We start from the raw sequence: 19,166 nt of genomic DNA, 5'->3' as shown, positions 1-19,166 counted from the left end.
GCAGGAAGGAACCTAGTTACCAGCCGCGCCGCTTCTTACTCTTCTCGTACCACGGCTGCCCGCCGTACAGCTCATCAGAACACTCCCGACAGAGTCCATGACTGAACTGGGAGTCCGTGTTCGCTTCGATGTATGCCTCAAGTTCCTGCCAGTATCCTTCATCGTTTTTAATCCTGCGGCAATTGGAACAGATGGGGAGCAGGCTGTTCAGGGTTCTGATATTGTTTTCCTGCATTTCAATCAGTTTCACTTTCCCGGAGAGCAGCAGGCCGATGTATATGATGGACACCAGTGAAAGAATTGTAACAATGAAACCGGGCAGCTCACTCAAGGCACTGGTCATGACATTACGGTCCATCACTCCGGTCCAGATAAGCAGGGTCAGCACCTGCCTGAGGGCCATGAGCAGAAACATGGCCGCCAGAAACAGCACCTTCCACTCCCTGTATTTGACGGAAACAAACACAGCCACCCCAAACGCTAACATCCTCACGATAATGGAAACAACAAGTTCCGGCTTGGGGACAAAAAACCAGACCACAATCATGGCCGATACAAACGCAGCAACCAGACAACTGATCTTTTTAAGTGAACATTCCACAGACAACTCCAGACAATATAGAATATCAACCCTATGACAAATATCATGCCTCAACATCCGATTAACATATTATAACCGTTTAAGACAAGAAGACATTATTTCGCCTGTTACAATCCGTGAAATTTTCCATCTAAAAAACAGGGTGGACTCTTCACCACTTGTGACTATTCTTAACAGGTGGACAAGTAAAAACGATCCAGCACCACCTGAGACAAACCGCGAAAGCATGCCGGACATAGAATGAAGGATTCAGCCAGATACTGGCTAGACCCGGACCTTGAAGGTCTGGAATGTCTCACCGCCACCTATTACTCCCATAGATTCGCCCCTCACGCCCATGAGGAGTTCGTCATCGGAGTGATTCAGTCTGGCGCACAGCGTGTGCGTCTTCGGGGCAGCCATGAAATTTTTCCCGAAAACACAACCTGCGTAATCAACCCGGAAGAGGTGCATACAGGGCATGCGGCAACCGGAGCTGGCTGGAGCTACAAAGTCATTTATCCCCATCCGTCAGTGCTTGCCCGTGTGACGGAAGAACTCGGAGAACGTTCCGCGAGGACCCCGTATTTCACCCGCAACGTGTACAAAGACAACTACATAAGCCGACTTTTCCTCAACCTGCATGAAGCGCTCGAATCCGCTTATGCCACCCCGCTGGCAAAGCAGACCCTGCTGAACAGTACCCTGGCCAGATTCATACTCCGCTACGGCTCGGAAAAACCGAAACTCAAAACCGGTAAAAAGAACACTCCGGGCATTTCCCGGGCTCGCGAATACCTTGACGCCTTCTATGATACCCCCGTCACGCTGGACGAGCTTGCAGAAGTCGCCTGTATGAGCCAGTTCCATTTTGTACGCTCCTTCAGTTCCCAGACAGGCATCCCTCCTCATGTTTATCAGCTCTGCCGCCGTATAGGCGCGGCAAAGCAGCTTCTCTGCACCGACATGCCCCTTGTAGACATTGCAGCGGAGACCGGATTCGTCGATCAGAGCCATTTTACAAACCGGTTCAAGGCTGTGGTGGGAGTTACACCCGGACAGTTTCGAAAACTGAGCAAGAATCTGCAAGATAAACGCTCGCAGCATGGCATAGAATCTTCTTGAAATTACAGGAGGATTCTATGTTTTCACTTGAAAAGTCATTCAACAGAGCCCCATTTTTGTGGCTCGCCATTCTTGGACTGCTCTGGGGCGCCAACTTCATTTTCATGAAAATCGGTTCAGCCTCCCTAGGCTCAACCCAGATTGTCTGGCTGCGCCTTGTCTTCGGAGCACTGGTCCTTTCACCTTTCCTACCGGAAGTATTCAGGGCAATTCAGAGCAGAAAGAAACTACTTATGCACGTAGCTATGATAGCGCTCTTCGCCAACATCCTGACATTCCACTGTTTCATGGAAGGAACAAGCAGACTCAACTCCGGCATCGCCGGAGTCCTGAGCGGCACAGTTCCGCTGCTGACCGCTATGCTCGCAGCACTGACCCTGCCGGAAGAAAGAATCTCTGGACCGAAGCTGCTCGGCATCCTGCTCAGCTTCGGCGGAATCATATTCATTGTTCACCCATGGAACAACCTTGGTTCAGGCACCTTGAACGGAGCGGGATATATGCTTCTGGGCGGTATAGGTTACGCAAGTGCCTTCGTCTATGCCCGCAAAAATCTGGTTGATACCGGAGTTGCCGCCATCAGCCTTGCCGCGCTCCAGATGCTGCTGGCAGCCGTATTCTATGCCCCGCTGACCGACTGGACCGGCATTACTGGAATAACGGATTCATGGACAGTTGCCGCAAGTGTTGCTGTCGGGCTGGGTGTGCTGGGTTCCGGGTTCGCCTACGTGATATACTACGGGCTTATCCAATCCATAGGAGCGGTTGCAACCTCATCCGTATCCTACCTTCCACCTGTCGTTGCCCTGTGCATGGGAATCGTCATTCTAGGCGAAACACCTGAACCCGGCCAGTTGGCAGGATGCGCCATGGTTGTGAGCGGGATATTCCTGGTGCGAAGGTCGGTGAAAAGCTGAAATACCTGCTAACCAAGTCCGGGTATGGCGTAGCATTGAAATAGCTGCTGTGTTATGGACAGGGCAGGATAATGGGAGTACGGATTTTTCCATCTTCCTATCAACTGCAAACCGAAACCAAAACGCCATTACGGTAATACGACATGGAAATTATAAACAACCCGCAGGAACTTCAGACCCTTTCGCTCATGCTCAGGGCAGAAGGGAAAAAAGTCGCTCTGGTACCGACCATGGGCTTTTTCCACGAAGGACACCTGAGCCTCATGGACGCAGCCCGCAGGCAGGCCGACGTGGTCATCGTCAGCCTGTTCGTTAACCCCACCCAATTCGGACCCAACGAAGACCTCGACGCCTACCCGCATAACCTTGAGCGGGACGCAAAACTCGCCGAGGAACACGGGGTGGACATCCTTTTCACCCCCACCCGCGATGACATGTATTATGAAGACCACTCAACATGGGTGGAAGTTCCCGACCTCGCCGCCAACCTGTGCGGCAAATCACGTCCTGTGCATTTCCGGGGCGTGGCTACCGTGGTAACCAAGCTTTTCATGACCGCCCAGCCGCACGTGGCCGTGTTCGGTGAAAAGGACTGGCAGCAGTTGGCGATCATCAAGAGAATGGTCCGTGACCTGAACATCCCCGTGGACGTGCAGGGACACCCCATTGTCCGAGAAGAGTCCGGGTTGGCCCTGAGTTCACGCAACGTCTACCTTACCGAGGATGAGAAGAAAAAGGCCCCCATGATCCAGCAGGGCCTAAGGCAGATGCGCGATGCTGTCGATAAAGGCAAAAACAACGCAGCAGAGCTGAAAGAAGAGCTGGCAGCCTTCTACAGCCGCGAGATTCCCGGAAGCAGGGTCGATTACATCGAAATAGTGCACCCGGGGAGCATAGAAAATCTGGACATAATTGAGGGCCCTGCACTTTGTGCCGTTGCAGTGCATGTCGGAAAGGCAAGATTGATAGACAATCTTCTCATAAAGGTGTAATGTAGCCTCATTCTTATATGTCAATTTATTTATATAGCTGAAACAAGCTATATATTTCAGGGTGTTGATGGAGAATGGCTCCGTCCCCCTTTTCAATCACCTCAGGAGGAACATTTAATGATCAGCAGCAAAGGCAAGTACTTTTTTACCTCTGAATCCGTAACCGAAGGTCATCCCGACAAAGTCGCCGACCAGATTTCCGACGCAATTCTTGACTGCCTGCTTGCGCAGGACCCCAACTCCCGCGTCGCTTGTGAAACACTGGTAACCACAGGTATGGCTTTCATCGCCGGTGAAATCACCACCGCCGGATACGCTGATTTCCCCGCCATTGTGCGCGACACCATCCGTGAAATCGGATACGTACACTCCGACATGGGCTTTGACGCAGATACCTGCGCAGTTATCTCTTCCATCGACAAGCAGTCCGTTGACATCGCACAGGGCGTTGACCGTGATGCACCCGAAAGCCAGGGCGCCGGTGACCAGGGCATGATGTTCGGTTTCGCATGTACTGAAACCGACACCCTTATGCCCGCTCCCATCTACTGGTCCCACAAACTTTCCAAGAAACTTGCAGAAGTACGTAAGAACAAAACTCTTGCCTACCTGCGCCCCGATGGAAAGACCGAAGTTTCCTTTGAATACTTCAACGGCAAGCCCGTACGCATCGCCGACGTTGTTATTGCTGCACAGCACGATGACGGCATTGAACAGGCTCAGATCTACGAAGACATCAAGCGCGAAGTAATCCTCGCAACCCTGCCTGCAGACATGGTTGACGAAGCAACCAAGATCTACATCAACACCACCGGTCGTTTCGTTATCGGCGGCCCCATGGGTGACTGCGGTCTTACCGGCCGTAAGATCATCAACGACACCTACGGCGGCATGGGCAACCACGGCGGCGGCGCTTTCTCCGGAAAGGACCCCTCCAAAGTTGACCGTTCCGGTGCATACATGGCCCGTTACATCGCCAAGAACATCGTAGCCGCCGGGCTTGCCGAGCGTGCAGAAGTTCAGGTTGCATACGCAATCGGTGTTGCTGAGCCCGTATCCGTTCTGGCTACCTCCCACGGAACAGGACAGGTGGACGACGAAGTACTGACCAAGGCAGTCAAGGAAGTTTTCGACCTGCGTCCCTACTACATCTCCAAGCGTCTGGACCTCCGTCGCCCCATCTACAAGTCGTCAGCTTGTTACGGTCACTTCGGCCGCAACAACCCCGACTTCACCTGGGAAAGAACCGACGCTATAGAAGATCTCAGAACCGCCTGCAAAATCTAAGCGGCACTGAATCACACAGACTATTAAAGTCCCCGGAAGCCTTAAAGCTTCCGGGGACTTTTTCCATTCCGCACCAGCCCCTGCACACGACTCTCAAAACAGGGCACGGTCGATAACACAATATACCCGCCTTCACTGCTCAACAACGACTCATCCGCATAAAAACGCACAGAATGTATCCGAATTATTCATCCGTACAACCAAGTGGGATATAATGTTTTTTCTGTGCCGACTTGACGACTGCCCGGAATAACGTGGTAATATACAGCAAATCAAAGAATCAGATCAACTTTCATAACCAAAAGGAGAATACAATGTGCAAGACCTGTAATTGCGGAACCAACAACGAACACAGAGCCCATCAGCATGCCCACAGCCACGCAACCGGTGCGGTACACAGCCACGACCATGCTCACGACCATTCCCATATTCATGAACACACCCATGCGGACGGCACAACCCACGCGCATGAACACACTCACGTCCATACCCATTCCCACGATCATTCTCACTCCCACTCACACACGCATGAAAGCGCACACGAGCACGATCACATCCACACCCACGAAGCCCACTGCGCAGATGACAACCATGCCCATTCTGAAGGCGACATGCACGACCACACACATTAGATAATTTTCCATCCAGCGCACCAAATGCGACAACGGCCCGGAACATACAGTTTTTCCGGGCCTTTTTTAGGCTTGAGCCATTGCGCTTATGCATGTAAAGAAAGGGTCTTCGAACAAGAACACAAGTCAGGAGATTTAAATATGAGTGCCCTTAAAATCGTGGAAATGGAAGCCAAGCCGGAATTCAATATTTTTTACTTCGCCGAGCTGAACGGCTCTACCCGCATTGAGCATTCCCTCATGGAAAGCCTTGAAAAGTACTGGAACGAATGGATGCCGCACCTCAAGGTCTACAAGCTGCAACAGCCCGAAGGCGGAAAAGGCACCGACTTCCTGCTGCTCTACCTTGAAGAGGAAGTTGAAAACGCCGTTGAGGAAATCTGGCAGGCAACCCCAACAGAGGGACTCGCACACCACAACCTTGCCATCACTCTCGTAATGTCTGCCGCCCAGTCCCTGCTGCCCGAACTGGAGGAAGGCAAATGCGCACCGCTCCCCAAACCGGGTGAAGCAGCCCTCGCAGCTTTCGAATCCCTCGGACTGACCTGGAATCAGGAAGGAACCGTAAACCGCCAGTACGCCGTTTTCACCCCCTTCCCCTATTCCGGCGGTTGCGATGTCTGTTACCTTGAGGAAACCTGCCCCAAGAGCCAGACCCGCCATTAAGATAATTTTTCCATAGCTGATAAAAAGCCCGCCGGAGTGCAAACTCCGACGGGCTTTTCCTTATTGCCAACCAGAAATACTTCCACGAGAAAAGACTAAAACCGCAGTACGTTAAGCCACTGCGACTTTTTTACTGCACCAGTTGAATATTACGCCCTGAAACTACTCCACAAACGCCACACTCTTCAAAAGAGTCCGTTCGCCGAAAAACTTCTCCAGCCTTTCGCGCTCGACTTCAAGTATACGTATTTCGGACAGTCCGATTTCCCCTGTCACGCCGCCGTACATCTTCAGGGCCTGATCAATAAAACCGGATTCGACAAAACAGACCGGCATGACATACATGCGGTCATTCCACTTCATGCGGATCTTGATGATGGGATTTCGGGATTCCTGATCGGTGACAAGATTCCCGGTGCGAACCAGAGTGTCGCGCACATTTTTCTGAAGCATGACCCCGAACCGGCTAAGATTCTCGGTAAAAGCCGGTTCAAAAGCCACATAGTAATAAGGGTCCACCTTAAGAGCGATGGATTTACCCGGAATATTCAGGACAAACGGGTTCTCGGCAAAGGCCTTGCCAAGCCCCTTCTGGAGGCGGTCAACACGGGTTTTATAATCTTGTAAAGACATCGGTATAGTCCCCCTTTAGTCGAGTTATTACACCAAGATGCCTTCGGCTACCAGAGGGATGAACCCTTTTTTGCAAAAAAGGGTCTGTTCCACTGTCGCCATGTCCAATCAAAGTATGCCTCAGGCGGCTCTGCGAGGCTAGAGTGGATTAAACACACCATAGTCTACCCAGACCGTTTGATAACAAACGAATCATTCTGCAATAACACGCAAAACGAAAATCGCCAGGCTACTTCAATTCATCCTTCATACGCCTATAGGTCTGTTCATCTATTTCACCTGAAGCGTAACGATTCCTGAGGATATCATAAGCGGAAGACGTTTCGTGGCCGGATGCAGGGCTGCGGAACATGCGTACAGTAAAATAAATAATCAGCCCGATCACGACGAGCTGAAGTATGCCTCCGAAATGAAAAGGCATCCAGCTGCTCATGCCATACCCCGCACCATGACCGTAAGACAGGCCCCCACACCAACTGCCAATTGCACTCAAAATTTCCATAGCACACCTCTCTACTCTTTTTACTTACTGAGATACATATTGCGTGCCATCGCAAATTAGCGTGTAAAACATGGCAGTTAAAAATAATATCCAGCCTGCAGAACTCAACAAAGTGCAAAATAACACACAAGTAGAAGCAAAATATTGCATATAAAAAAGCCGCAATATCTCAGAAATACTGCGGCTGGAGAAAAAAAGACATTTAATCATGCTTCCAGCGAAGCATATCAGCGCGTTTTGGAGATAGGGGATGGGTAGTCCAGAGGCACCTCCTACTCTCCGAAAGCCTGCTTCATCAAATGCTTGCCGAGTCCTCCGAGTTCTTTTGGCGTGTAACCGAACACATCCTGCCAGTTCTCGGTGGATTCCATACAGAAATAAAGCTGCTTGTCCATGCCGTGCCTGCGCAGCCGGTTGACCATGAACTTGAACTGCCGCACCCGCAAAGGACGCAGCAAGCGCATTTTGTTGTCATTGCCGACGATGAACTCGTCGTAGATGTAGGTGGTCTCCGGGAAGTTCCTTTCAATGATCGGCTTCAGGTGCGGCATATGCCGGAACGACCCGAGGCTAAGGTAGGCTATCTGCTCCGGTTTGAGATAATCGAAAATCATGTCGATGGTCTCAGCGTACCCCTCGCGCCACCCTTCAAAACGTATGATGGGATCGAAGTGCAGACACACCCGGAAACCGGCCTCGGCACAGGTGCGGGCCGCTTCAAGACGCTCACGCAGCGTGGAAACCCCGAACTCCTCATGCTCGTTGACGAACGGGGCATTCAAAGACCATGCGGGCAGAATCCGGTCGGTCCGCTTGACCACATCCATCCATGAAAGGTCAATTACCTTGGATTTGAGCTCAAGGCAGACATTGGGATAATCACCAAGAAATTCCACGAGATCGCGGCTGTACCCGGTTACGGCTTCAAGGGCCAGGGAATCAGTAAACTCCCCGGTACCGACGCGGTAACGGGTGGACAGATCAGCGGAAAAGGCCTTGCCAAGCTCGTCGAAAAGGTCGTTCTGGTTAACCCAGACCTTGAGCAGTTTGTCCTGAAAATATGCCTGCAGAATGCAGTAGGAGCAGGACATGGGACAGTTCTCGCCGATATGGATAATCCGGTACCCGCAGCAGTGGTAATAACGCGTGCCGGGACAGAAGCGCAGGAACTTCCCCTTGTATTCCTTGAGATACAGAGCCTGCTTGCCACCGGCCTCGGTATGCGGAAAATTCTCGGGATCAACGATCTCCACCGGCAGGTCATCCAGCCGGGAAAGCACTCTGGCTGCAAGCGGGGTGCTTTCCATACCGCGGTCGATGTAAATTTTCTCCAGCCCGGCCAGATGCGCTGGCAATACGAATTTTCCGGACATCAGCTCTCCCCGTCCTGCTTGTCACGGCCGAGATCGAAAACAGTTTCCCAGCCCTCGTATCCGGCAATGGTTTTGAGATCGGCGAGGGCCTTCTCAAGCATTTCACGGGACTTGAAACGGGTCTGAAGGAGCACCTCTCCGGTCTCGAAACTCCCAACCGGCTCCACCTTCCAGCGGGTTCCGGCACAGATCTCGGAGGCAATTGCAGAGTGCGCTTTTTCAAGCCTGCTCAGGTTCGGGTAGCGCAACAGCTTCGCAGCCCTGCAAAGACGGGCCACAGCATCCTTGGGGGATTCATTCCCCATAGACAGAGAGAAGTCGCTTCCGCCGAGCAGTTCCGCCACAGGGGTGCTGTCACGGCGCGCGGTTTCATACAGCCAGGTCAGGAAATTCACTGCATTGGAACGCGACCAGCTGATCTGCTCGAAAAACGGCCTGGCGGCAGCCCGGTCAGCAGCCGAAATACTGCCAAGAACGGCCACTGCAGCAAGGGGTATGTTCCCGGCGGCAAGCAGTGGATCAAACTCCGTTTCAAGGTCAAGCCAGCCCATCCAGAATTCCATATCCCGCGACTTGGGCCTGATGGAAAAAACCGGTCCCAGCAGAGCCGGAATATCCTTTTTATCCATGCGCTCGGCAAAAAAACGGAAAGAGGCACACTTTACAGATTCATCCGCAGTTCGTGCAAAGTTTTCATCAATGTGTGCAATCGCACATGAAATATCATCGGGAGCGTCTACAAACACGGCTGAGACCTTTTTCCCTAGTTTACGGGCAGCCTCAACCCTTGCCCTGCCTGCAACGAGCTGTATTTTACCGTCCTTTTCCACCAGCAGAACCGGAGCAAGTTGTCCGTTTCGCCCGATTGAGGGAATAATCTTCTCCACAGGGGTCGCAGGATACAGGAGCCACGGCCCGGAACACAGTATTTCAGCCGGATCAAGGCTGTGAATGGTCGATTCTTTCAATTTCTAAAACCTCGTCAAAATGAAAAAGCTCATGCTCAACAATCAGTTGTGCACGAAATTAAATATTTTATCTACGCTTGACATGTTAGCAGGGGTATACCTATAGGGATTATTAGGAAGAATTATAAGTTGCACCTTTAGACCTGTATGCCGGGGCTGAAGGGTCCGGCTGGAACATTCATAAGAAACGGAGTTGTTGAATGTCAGAAAATTTACAAAAACAAAGGACTTTTGCACTTGTAGGCCACGGCGGTTGCGGTAAAACCTCCACCGCCGAGATGATTCTTTTCAATGCCGGCGTCATAGACAGGCTCGGTAAAATCGAGGAAGGAACCACCGCCCTTGATACCGAGCCTGAAGAAATCAAACGCCGCGGTTCCATCCAGTCCGGTTTCGCCGGTTACAAGTGGAACAAGAACGACCATTATCTTATCGACACTCCGGGTGATGCAAACTTCTGCGGGGACCTGCCCTACTCTCTAGCAGCGTCCGACGGCGTCGTTTTTACCATTGATGCCGTGGACGGAGTCAAACCCCTTTCCCGTAAAGCGTGGGCAGCAGTGGCCAAGGCGGAACTTCCCGCAATCATCTACCTCAACAAAATGGACCGAGACCGTGCGGATTTCGACGCCGCATTCAACAGCATCAACCATTCTCTCGGTATCAGCCCTGTACTGCTCCAGTATCCTATCGGAAGCAAGGAAAATTTCAAAGGCGTGGTTGATATGCTCTCCGGCGAGGCCTACATGTTCGAAGCGGACGGTAAGGTCTCCAAGGGCGATATCCCCGCTGACATCGCAGACGAAATCGAAGTCCTGCGCGAAACCATGATTGAAAACATTGCTGAAAGTGATGAAAACCTCATGGAAAAATACCTCGAGGAAGGCGAACTCACTCCCGAGGAAATAGCACAGGGACTGTCCTCCGGCGTTAAGAGCCGTACCCTTTTCCCGGTCTGCATAGGTTCCGCCATGGAAAACAAAGGCGGCAGCTTCCTTCTTGACGCAATCCAGACCTACCTGCCCGGACCGCTGGAACACAGCGCATGGCAGGGCGAAGACGGTGCAACCCGCGAATCTTCCCTCGACGGCCCCGCAGCCTGCTTTGTATTCAAGACCCTTGCCGACCCGTTTGCAGGCCAGCTGACCATCTGCCGCGTCCTTTCCGGCAAAGTCTCCGGCGACCTGAGCCTGACCAACACCAACACCGGTGCAAAAGAACGCCTCGGCAACATGCTCATGCGTGTAGGCAAGGACCAGAAACCCGTCAAGGGAGAAGTCGGTCCCGGCGCAATCATCACCCTTGCCAAGCTCAAGGAAACCTTCACCGGCGACACCCTCTGCGACGACAAGGCTCAATTCACACTCAAAAAGCCGCAGCTTGCCCCGCAGCTTATCACCTTCGCCCTCTCCCCGGCAGAAAAAGGCGACGAGGACAAGGTATTCCAGGCCATCCAGAAACTGCTCGCCGAGGACGTCAACCTCAGCCTCTCCCGCGACGAGGAGACCGGCGACATCCTGCTTTCCGGCATGGGCCAGAACCACATTGAAATCTCCGTTGAAAAGGCCAGACGCCGCTACAAGGCCGAAATCGTTCTTAACGCCCCCAAGGTTCCCTACCGAGAAACCATCAGGGGCTCCGCAGAAGTACAGGGCCGTTTCAAGAAACAGTCCGGCGGGCGCGGACAGTTCGGCGACTGCTGGATCAAGCTTGAACCCATGCCCAAGGGAGCAGGATACGAATTCGTCAACAGCATTGTCGGCGGCGTAATCCCCAAGCAGTACATCCCCGCAGTCGACAAGGGTGTTCAGGAAGCGGCAGCCAGAGGCTACCTGTCCGGCTCCCCCATTATCGACTTCAAGGTCACCCTCTATGACGGCTCCTACCACACGGTGGACTCCTCCGAAATGGCCTTCAAGGTTGCCGGGTCCATGGCCTTCAAGAAGGCCTGCGAACAGGCCGGGGTAACCCTGCTTGAACCGCTGATGAACGTGGTCGTTGAAGTTCCCGACGAATTCATGGGCGACATAATCGGCGACCTTTCCAGCCGCCGCGGCAAGGTGCTCGGCTCTGACTCCACCGCAGGAGTAACAGAGGTGAAAGCCCACGTGCCCATGTCCGAAATCCTCAAGTACGCACCGGACCTGCGCTCCATGACCGGCGGACAGGGAACCTTCACCATGGAAATGTCCCACTATGAGGAATGCCCGCCGCCCATCGCTGATAAGGTCATTGAAGGATATAAACTGAGCAGGGAAGAATAGCTCTCCTTCATTATAAGATAGACAAACAAGGGCCGGAACGATTGTTCCGGCCTTTTTGCATTTGTATTCCGGGAATACTGTGTGACATCTTCACATAACAATTCCTGTTTTGGCGTGACTGAAACACCAATCCCGTGATATGTGTCTATAACCAAAATCCCATAACTACAGCCTGCTCATCGTAATAAGCCCATAATACTGAGCAAGACCGACACGGGAGGATCATGTAATGAATGATGAAAAGAAATGCCCGGTAACCGGAAGATCATCCAGTCAGGTGGCCGGAAGCGGTACTTCCAACCGGGACTGGTGGCCTAACCAGCTGAACCTGAGCATCCTGCACCAGCATTCCGCCAAGTCCAACCCCATGGACGAAAAATTCAACTATGCTGAAGAGTTCAAGAAACTTGACCTTGAAGCCCTGAAAAAAGATCTTTTTGAACTGATGACCGATTCTCAGGACTGGTGGCCTGCCGACTACGGACATTACGGCCCTCTGTTCATCCGCATGGCCTGGCACAGTGCCGGAACATACAGGATCGGAGACGGCCGCGGCGGAGCAGGGTCCGGCAGTCAGCGACTTGCCCCCCTGAACAGCTGGCCGGATAACGTGAACCTCGACAAGGCCCGCAGGCTGCTCTGGCCCATCAAACAGAAATACGGACGCAGGATATCCTGGGCCGACCTCATGGTCTTCGCCGGAACGTGCGCCATTGAATCCATGGGGCTGAACCCCTTCGGCTTTGCCGGAGGACGCGAAGACGTGTGGGAACCTGAGGAGGACATCTACTGGGGTGATGAGGACACCTGGCTCGGCGACACCCGCTACAAGGGCGACCGAAAGCTGGACAACCCGCTGGCAGCTGTGCAGATGGGGCTTATCTATGTCAACCCGGAAGGTCCCAACGGCGAACCCAACGCAGTGGCATCCGGAAGAGACATCCGCACCACCTTTGCGCGCATGGCCATGAATGACGAAGAAACCGTGGCACTTGTGGCCGGCGGTCATACTTTCGGAAAATGCCACGGAGCAGGTGACGCGGCACTGGTCGGCCCCGAACCGGAAGGAGCACCGCTGGAAGAACAGGGTCTCGGCTGGAAAAGCCGCCACGGCAGCGGCAAGGGCGGTGACACCATATCCAGCGGCATCGAAGGCGCATGGACACCCACTCCCATAAAATGGGACAACAGCTATTTCGACACCCTCTTCCGGTATGACTGGGTTCTGGTAAAAAGTCCCGCCGGGGCATCCCAGTGGATTCCCTCCGATCCTGAAGCACGTAAAACCGTACCGGATGCCCACGATCCAGACAAAACGCATGCCCCCATGATGACCACTGCGGATCTTGCCATGCGTATGGACCCGATCTACGGGCCGATCTCCAAACGGTATCACGAAAATCCCGCTGAACTGGCGGAGGCCTTTGCACGGGCATGGTTCAAGCTGACCCACCGCGACATGGGCCCGCGTTCACGTTACCTCGGCCCTATGGTTCCTGAAGAGGAACTCATCTGGCAGGACCCCGTTCCGGCAGTGGATCACAAACTTATCGATGCAGGAGACATTGCTGCACTCAAGACCAGAATCATGGGTTCGGGACTCACCATAGCACAGCTTGTATCCACCGCATGGGCTTCCGCATCCACCTTCCGCGGTTCGGACAAACGCGGCGGGGCCAACGGTGCACGCATCAGGCTGGCCCCGCAAAAAGACTGGGAAGTCAACCAGCCCTTGCAACTGACCGCAGTGTTGAAATCTCTTGAGATCATACAGAAGGAATTCAACACTGAGCAATCCGGTGGAAAGAAAGTCTCCATGGCCGACCTGATCGTACTGGCCGGTTGCGCCGCAGTAGAACAGGCCGCAAAGAGAGCCGGATACGAAGTGACCGTTCCCTTTGCTCCCGGCCGTACCGATGCTTCGCAGGAGCAGACCGATGTACAGTCATTTGCGGTGCTCGAACCGGCAGCGGACGGATTCCGCAACTACCAGAAGGCTAAATTTGCGGTGACGGTTGAAGAACTGCTCATCGACAAGGCCCAGTTGATGACCCTGACCGCACCGGAAATGACCGTGCTGATCGGTGGACTGCGGGTTCTAGGAGCAAACTACGACCAGTCCCGGCACGGAGTCTTCACTGACAGGCCTGAAACACTCAGCAACGACTTCTTCCTTAACCTGCTCGACATGTCCACAGCATGGAAACCGACCGGAGAGGAAGCCGATCTGTTTGAAGGCCGTGACCGCTCAAGCGGGGAACTCAAGTGGACCGGCAGCCGCATCGACCTTATCTTCGGTGCCAACTCCCAGCTCCGGGCCATTGCCGAAGTTTACGGCTGCGAGGATTCCGGCGAAAAATTCGTAGCCGACTTCGTCAAGGCATGGGACAAAGTGATGAATCTCGACCGGTTTGACCTTGTCTAGACCATCAAAATCATCATAAACAGACCAGAAGGCCGGGACACATGTTCCGGCCTTTGTCCGTTAAAAAATAATTCCTATATTTTTCTTTGTCCTGCAGTCAAACGAGATGACTGCGGCATGTTTCAGCCGCTCCCACAGCTTAGCAGTGCCTACTGCCTCTCTCCTGCCGGGCTTTCATCACACAGATTTTTCGCTCCGTAAGATCATAACCTTCCATCACATCTCCATTCGCTTCCGGCGTAATGCCGCTGCTCTGCACTTCTTCCTCAGCCTCTCAAAAGTCTCAGGCTTAACAGTCCGCTGAAAACCGCCCACGCCCTATTTTCATTATTTTACCTTGCCCCCTTGTTTACCGGGAGAAATTAAACTACTTAATTGGTTGTTTTTGACTTAAAATGAATACATGAACGGATTTCCCTGCGCGATACGCAAAAAAGAAACAAACGATTTCATGGAAAACCGTTTAACTGATATTTACCCGAAACATTTAACCAAATGAATAAAACCGTGAGCCTGTTAAGAACCCTTTTTTTCTATCTGGTATTTTTCCCTGCCACCATCTTCTTTTCCGTGGTAGCCATTGTAGGCCGCAACCAGACCTCCAGCCACTGGTGTGAACGCAACTGGGGCCGCCTTGTTGTATGGCTCTGCGCAAGCAAGGATTCCGTTGATCTCAGCGCACTTGATGAAAAACAGACCTACGTATTCATGGTCAACCACCAGAGCTTTTACGACATCCCCCTGCTCTTCAAACACCTCGCCCCGTGGCAGTTCAAATTCGTAGCCAAAAAATCACTTTTCGACTTCCCGGTCTTCGGCCACGCCATGACTGCCGGGAACCACATTTCAATTGACCGGGAAAACAGACGTCAGGGCATGCGCGATATCCAGAACGCCATTGACGTTGCCAACAGAGGCAACTCGCCCCTTATCTTTCCCGAAGGAACCCGCAACCCCGCACCGCAGGAAGACGGGCTCATGCCCTTCAAGACCGGCGGAATGGTACTGGCCCTGAAATGCCAGAAGCCCATCGCTCCGGTGGTCATGTACGGCATAAACAAGGTCTGCGCCAAACACAGCCTGTGGATGAATCCCTTCCAGGAAATCAAGATCAAGGCTCTCCCGCCCATTGATATTTCCGAATACTCAGTCCGCGACCGCAACAAACTCAAGGAACAGCTTGAAGAAGTTATGGGTAAAGCCTATGCGGAGCTGAAAAATGCCTGATGCGCAGCTTACGGTCTGCCCTCTCGGGGGGTTGGGCGAAATCGGACTGAACTGCATGGTGCTCAGCACTGCAGAGGCAGTCGCAATCATCGACTGCGGGCTTATTTTTCCAGACGACGCTCTTTTCGGCGTTGATATTGCCATCCCGCGCTTCGACCATATTCTTACCCTTAAGAACAAGCTCAAGGGCATCGTGCTCACCCACGGGCATGAAGACCATATCGGCGCACTGCCCTGGCTGCTTCCTTATATAGATGTACCGGTCTACGGTTCGGCATTCACCCTCGGCCTTGTTGAAAACAAGCTGCGTGAACACAACCTTGAAGCCTATGTGGACCTGCGCGAGGTGAAACCATACGAGCGGCTGACGCTGGGCGACATGACCTTCAACTTTTTCCCGGTCTGCCATTCCATCATCGACGGTTACGCGCTTGGCGTTGAAACCCCGGTGGGCCGCGTGGTCCACACCGGAGATTTCAAGATTGACCGCAACCCCCTCGGCGGGCACGCAACAGACCTTGAAGCCATCCGCAAGTTTTCCGAACAGGGCGTGACCCTGCTGTTTTCGGACTCCACCAACATTGAGCAGGACGGTTACGCCCTCACCGAGCGTGAAATCAAAAGCTCCATGCGCGACATCTTCGAAGAAGCCGAAGGTCGCATTCTGGTGACACTCTTCTCCAGCCACATCCAGCGCATGCAGGAAATATTCGACCTCGCCGATGAAACCGGACGTGTGGTGGGCATCAGCGGCAAGTCGCTGGCCCGCAACATCGAACTTGCCCGCGAGATGGGCAAACTGCGCGTTCCGGGCCGCAACATCATCGAACTTGAAGACCTTCCCGATTACCGCGACGATGAAATCGTTCTGCTGGTGACCGGTTCACAGGGGGAATCACTGGCCTCGCTCTCGCGGCTTTCCACCGGGGACCACCGTCAGCTTTCCATCAAGGAAGGCGACCTCGTGCTCATGTCCTCGCGGTTCATACCCGGAAACACCAAGGCCATTACCAAAGTCATCAACCGGCTCTACAAGCTCGGCGCAGAAGTTCTTTATGAAAAGGTACAGGGCATCCACGCATCCGGACACGCCCATCGCGAAGAGCTGCGCACCATGCTTGAAACAGTGCGGCCCAAATATTTCATCCCCGTGCACGGCGAATACCGGCACCTGATCAAACACGCCCGGCTTGCCGTTGAAACAGGCGTGGCACCGGAGCGGGCTCTGGTCATCGAAGACGGGGAACCGGTAACCTTCCTGCTGCACGGCATCCGCTTTGAGGAGAATGTACCTGTACAGTGCACCCTCGTGGACGGGAAAGGTGTCGGCGATGTAGGTCAGACAGTTCTCAAGGAACGCCAGCTTCTGGCCGGAGAAGGCCTTGTTATCGTTGCCCTCGTGGTTGATTTCAATTCCGGCGAAATCCTGCGCGGCCCTGAAGTGACCTCCAAGGGATTCGTTTTCGAGCAGCAGTATTCACACCTGCTTGAGGATGCCAAATGCATCGTGCTTGACGTCTATGAAAACATTCCTCCCGGACAGACCAGCAAACTCAAGGAACGCATCCGTTCCGCACTGCGCCGTTTCTTCCGCAAGGTGCTCGGCAGGGATCCGGTGGTCATACCGCTGGTGATTTCCATCACCGGTGATGAGGAAAGCGACATCGACGCCAAATGTGAAAAATGCATGATCTAATACAGATATAAACAAGGTGACGGAAGAGACGAAAAACCGGTTATGATTTTCCTGTATTTGTGGTATGGACCTTTGTGATGCTCAATGAAACGCGGGAGTGCAGATGAAAGTATTTCGGATCAAGCATGGAGAGAACGTTTTTTACGCAACCCTTGAGGGCGACCACTTCAAGAGCCTCATAGCCGGGCAGACGGGAGAAGGACCGATCCCCCTCAACGAATGCCTGATCCTGCCCATAGTAGTCCCGTCCAAGATCGTCTGCGTCGGACTGAACTACAAGGAGCACGCCAGAGAGCTGAACATGGACATGGAAGAGGATCCCATGATCTTCCTCAAACCGTCCTCAGCGGTCATCGGCAACAACGATGCCATAATAATGCCCTCCATTTCACAGCAGGTGGACTATGAAGGGGAACTGGCGGTCATCGTCGGCCAGCCCATAAAAAATGTACCGCCGGAAATGGTGGCTCCGCTGATCTTCGGCTACACCTGCGCCAACGATGTCACCGCAAGGGACTTCCAGCGCAAGGACAAGCTCTTCACCCGCGCCAAGGGGTTTGATACTTTCGCACCCATCGGACCGTGCATTGAAACCGAGCTGGACACTTCCGCGCTGGGTCTCCGGACCATGGTAAATGGAGTGGTCCGCCAGGAAGGCAATACCTCGGACATGATGCGCACCCCGCACGAGCTGGTCAGCTATATTTCCACCATCATGACCCTCAATCCCGGCGACGTGATCATGACCGGAACCCCCAAGGGAATCGGAACCCTCAAGGACGGGGATACGGTTGAAGTCGAGATAGAAGGAATCGGCACGCTGAGCAACAAGGCTCTCTCCGAGGAATCACTGAAAACAATCGTGCAGTAACCGGGCACAGGCCGGCAATATTTCGCTGAAGCTTCAGGGATACCGGAAGAATATCGAAAAACGGCAGCAGCACGGGTCAAAATTATTTTTCAAAGGCTGGCACTGAGGGGTTGATTTCGAATCAATTTACCTGTAATGGTGCGTAGCCAAATTCACACATTCCGGCTTTTTTAGGGTGCCCGCAACGGTTGCGGGTTCGTATCCGCCGGAATGGAGGAAAAACCCAGGAGGAAATCATGGCATACGTAACTATGAAACAAATGCTGGAGACCGGTGTTCACTTCGGTCACCAGACCCGTCGCTGGAACCCCAAAATGCGCCCCTTCATCTTCGGCGCACGCAACGGCATCCATATCATGGACCTGCAGCAGACCGTTAAGCTTTTCCGTAAAGCTCACGACTTCATTGCTGACACCGTTGCCAACGGCGGCAAAATCCTTTTCATCGGCACCAAGCGTCAGGCTCAGGAAGCCATCGCTGCTGAAGCAGGCCGCGCGGACATGTACCACGTGACCCACCGCTGGATGGGTGGAACCCTCACCAACTTCCAGACCATCAAGAAAAGCATCGATCGCCTCAAAAAGCTTGAAGATATGTTCGAAGACGGTACCATCAACCGTTTCCCCAAAAAGGAAATCGTAATGATGGGTCGCGAAGTTAAGAAACTTAACCTCGCTCTGGGCGGTATCAAAGATATGAACGGTTCCCCCGCTGCCGCTTTCGTCATCGACCCCAAGCGTGAGCAGATTGCTATTCAGGAATGCCGCAAGCTTGGTATCCCCGTAGTTGCAGTAGTAGACTCCAACTGCGATCCCGATATGGTTGACTACATTATTCCCGGTAACGACGATGCCATCCGCGCCATCAAACTCTTTGCAGCTCACATGGCTGATGCCTGTCTCGAAGGCGCTGCACGCCGCAAAGAAGACAAGGTAATGGCAGCTGAAGAAACCAAGGCTACCGAGAAAGCAGTAGAAGCTGAAGAAACTCCTCAGGAGGCAGAATAAT

Annotated in this window: 18 protein-coding genes; 11 read left to right on the top strand and 7 right to left on the bottom strand. The window is 53.2% G+C overall.

Annotated elements, in window-relative coordinates; translation table 11 throughout:
• Positions 1-16: 16 nt before the first annotated feature.
• Complete coding sequence (locus N7E73_RS14810) at positions 17-601, bottom strand: hypothetical protein (protein ID WP_432735676.1); 585 nt, start codon at positions 599-601, stop codon at positions 17-19.
• A 240-nt stretch (positions 602-841) separates the two neighbouring features.
• Here N7E73_RS14810 and N7E73_RS14805 point away from each other — a divergent pair, with 240 nt between their 5' ends.
• The 4 genes from N7E73_RS14805 (at position 842) to metK (ending at position 4,901) form a co-directional block, all read left to right on the top strand.
• Positions 842-1,705, top strand: coding sequence for an AraC family ligand binding domain-containing protein (locus N7E73_RS14805; RefSeq protein WP_432735675.1), 864 nt, complete (start codon positions 842-844; stop codon positions 1,703-1,705).
• A 17-nt stretch (positions 1,706-1,722) separates the two neighbouring features.
• On the top strand, positions 1,723-2,622 hold the full coding sequence (locus tag N7E73_RS14800) for a DMT family transporter (RefSeq protein ID WP_432735674.1): 900 nt from the start codon (positions 1,723-1,725) through the stop codon (positions 2,620-2,622).
• Between the two features lie 143 nt (positions 2,623-2,765).
• Complete coding sequence (gene panC / locus N7E73_RS14795) at positions 2,766-3,614, top strand: pantoate--beta-alanine ligase (RefSeq protein ID WP_432735673.1); 849 nt, start codon at positions 2,766-2,768, stop codon at positions 3,612-3,614.
• Positions 3,615-3,731: 117 nt separating this feature from the next.
• Positions 3,732-4,901: a methionine adenosyltransferase gene (gene metK, locus N7E73_RS14790; protein ID WP_432735672.1), complete on the top strand. Its 1,170-nt coding sequence runs from the start codon at positions 3,732-3,734 to the stop codon at positions 4,899-4,901.
• A gap of 272 nt (positions 4,902-5,173) precedes the next feature.
• Here metK and N7E73_RS14785 read toward each other — a convergent pair whose 3' ends face one another.
• Together N7E73_RS14785 and N7E73_RS14780 are read right to left on the bottom strand one after the other, a co-directional pair.
• A complete protein-coding gene (locus N7E73_RS14785) occupies positions 5,174-5,407 on the bottom strand; it encodes a hypothetical protein (RefSeq protein WP_432735671.1) in 234 nt (77 codons plus the stop codon).
• A 12-nt stretch (positions 5,408-5,419) separates the two neighbouring features.
• Positions 5,420-5,545, bottom strand: a complete 126-nt coding sequence (locus N7E73_RS14780) for a hypothetical protein (protein ID WP_432735670.1) — start codon at positions 5,543-5,545, stop codon at positions 5,420-5,422.
• A 129-nt stretch (positions 5,546-5,674) separates the two neighbouring features.
• On the opposite strand from N7E73_RS14780, the gene N7E73_RS14775 reads away from it, so the two are divergent.
• Complete coding sequence (locus N7E73_RS14775; RefSeq protein ID WP_432735669.1) at positions 5,675-6,199, top strand: hypothetical protein; 525 nt, start codon at positions 5,675-5,677, stop codon at positions 6,197-6,199.
• 162 nt (positions 6,200-6,361) lie between these two features.
• On the opposite strand, the gene N7E73_RS14770 is transcribed toward N7E73_RS14775, so the two are convergent.
• The 4 genes from N7E73_RS14770 to N7E73_RS14755 form a co-directional block, all read right to left on the bottom strand.
• Positions 6,362-6,832: a hypothetical protein gene (locus tag N7E73_RS14770; RefSeq protein ID WP_432735668.1), complete on the bottom strand. Its 471-nt coding sequence runs from the start codon at positions 6,830-6,832 to the stop codon at positions 6,362-6,364.
• A 229-nt stretch (positions 6,833-7,061) separates the two neighbouring features.
• A complete protein-coding gene (locus tag N7E73_RS14765; RefSeq protein WP_432735667.1) occupies positions 7,062-7,265 on the bottom strand; it encodes an SHOCT domain-containing protein in 204 nt (67 codons plus the stop codon).
• A 341-nt stretch (positions 7,266-7,606) separates the two neighbouring features.
• Positions 7,607-8,707 carry an SPL family radical SAM protein gene (locus N7E73_RS14760; RefSeq protein WP_432735666.1) on the bottom strand — a complete coding sequence of 367 codons (1,101 nt, stop codon included), beginning with the start codon at positions 8,705-8,707 and terminating at the stop codon, positions 7,607-7,609.
• Positions 8,707-9,675, bottom strand: a complete 969-nt coding sequence (locus N7E73_RS14755) for a ParB N-terminal domain-containing protein (RefSeq protein ID WP_432735665.1) — start codon at positions 9,673-9,675, stop codon at positions 8,707-8,709. Before N7E73_RS14755 ends, N7E73_RS14760 begins: the two co-directional genes overlap by 1 nt.
• A 200-nt stretch (positions 9,676-9,875) precedes the next feature.
• Here N7E73_RS14755 and fusA point away from each other — a divergent pair, with 200 nt between their 5' ends.
• The 6 genes from fusA (at position 9,876) to rpsB (ending at position 19,165) form a co-directional block, all read left to right on the top strand.
• A complete protein-coding gene (gene fusA / locus N7E73_RS14750) occupies positions 9,876-11,939 on the top strand; it encodes an elongation factor G (RefSeq protein WP_432735664.1) in 2,064 nt (687 codons plus the stop codon).
• Positions 11,940-12,168: 229 nt separating this feature from the next.
• Complete coding sequence (katG, locus tag N7E73_RS14745) at positions 12,169-14,364, top strand: catalase/peroxidase HPI (protein WP_432735663.1); 2,196 nt, start codon at positions 12,169-12,171, stop codon at positions 14,362-14,364.
• Positions 14,365-14,871: 507 nt separating this feature from the next.
• Positions 14,872-15,591, top strand: coding sequence for a lysophospholipid acyltransferase family protein (locus N7E73_RS14740; protein ID WP_432735662.1), 720 nt, complete (start codon positions 14,872-14,874; stop codon positions 15,589-15,591).
• Complete coding sequence (locus N7E73_RS14735; RefSeq protein ID WP_432735661.1) at positions 15,584-17,287, top strand: ribonuclease J; 1,704 nt, start codon at positions 15,584-15,586, stop codon at positions 17,285-17,287. Before N7E73_RS14740 ends, N7E73_RS14735 begins: the two co-directional genes overlap by 8 nt.
• A gap of 103 nt (positions 17,288-17,390) precedes the next feature.
• Positions 17,391-18,158: a fumarylacetoacetate hydrolase family protein gene (locus tag N7E73_RS14730; RefSeq protein WP_432735660.1), complete on the top strand. Its 768-nt coding sequence runs from the start codon at positions 17,391-17,393 to the stop codon at positions 18,156-18,158.
• Positions 18,159-18,394: 236 nt separating this feature from the next.
• A complete protein-coding gene (rpsB, locus tag N7E73_RS14725; protein WP_432735659.1) occupies positions 18,395-19,165 on the top strand; it encodes a 30S ribosomal protein S2 in 771 nt (256 codons plus the stop codon).
• The last annotated feature ends 1 nt before the right edge of the window (position 19,166 follow it).

The organism is Maridesulfovibrio sp. FT414 (assembly GCF_050916235.1).
GTDB lineage: Bacteria > Desulfobacterota > Desulfovibrionia > Desulfovibrionales > Desulfovibrionaceae > Maridesulfovibrio.
The sequence above is the reverse complement of the archived record's forward strand: the minus strand, read 5'-3'. Positions and strand labels throughout refer to the sequence as shown.

Coding starts and splice junctions, on each gene's coding strand:
- N7E73_RS14805 (WP_432735675.1), top strand. CDS start 842: ATGAAGGATTCAGCCAGATACTGGCTAGACCCGGACCTTGAAGGTCTG.
- N7E73_RS14800 (WP_432735674.1), top strand. CDS start 1,723: ATGTTTTCACTTGAAAAGTCATTCAACAGAGCCCCATTTTTGTGGCTC.
- panC (WP_432735673.1), top strand. CDS start 2,766: ATGGAAATTATAAACAACCCGCAGGAACTTCAGACCCTTTCGCTCATG.
- metK (WP_432735672.1), top strand. CDS start 3,732: ATGATCAGCAGCAAAGGCAAGTACTTTTTTACCTCTGAATCCGTAACC.
- N7E73_RS14785 (WP_432735671.1), bottom strand. CDS start 5,407: ATGATCGTGGGAATGGGTATGGACGTGAGTGTGTTCATGCGCGTGGGT.
- N7E73_RS14780 (WP_432735670.1), bottom strand. CDS start 5,545: ATGGAAAATTATCTAATGTGTGTGGTCGTGCATGTCGCCTTCAGAATG.
- N7E73_RS14775 (WP_432735669.1), top strand. CDS start 5,675: ATGAGTGCCCTTAAAATCGTGGAAATGGAAGCCAAGCCGGAATTCAAT.
- N7E73_RS14770 (WP_432735668.1), bottom strand. CDS start 6,832: ATGTCTTTACAAGATTATAAAACCCGTGTTGACCGCCTCCAGAAGGGG.
- N7E73_RS14765 (WP_432735667.1), bottom strand. CDS start 7,265: ATGAGCAGCTGGATGCCTTTTCATTTCGGAGGCATACTTCAGCTCGTC.
- N7E73_RS14760 (WP_432735666.1), bottom strand. CDS start 8,707: ATGTCCGGAAAATTCGTATTGCCAGCGCATCTGGCCGGGCTGGAGAAA.
- fusA (WP_432735664.1), top strand. CDS start 9,876: ATGTCAGAAAATTTACAAAAACAAAGGACTTTTGCACTTGTAGGCCAC.
- katG (WP_432735663.1), top strand. CDS start 12,169: ATGAATGATGAAAAGAAATGCCCGGTAACCGGAAGATCATCCAGTCAG.
- N7E73_RS14735 (WP_432735661.1), top strand. CDS start 15,584: ATGCCTGATGCGCAGCTTACGGTCTGCCCTCTCGGGGGGTTGGGCGAA.
- N7E73_RS14730 (WP_432735660.1), top strand. CDS start 17,391: ATGAAAGTATTTCGGATCAAGCATGGAGAGAACGTTTTTTACGCAACC.
- rpsB (WP_432735659.1), top strand. CDS start 18,395: ATGGCATACGTAACTATGAAACAAATGCTGGAGACCGGTGTTCACTTC.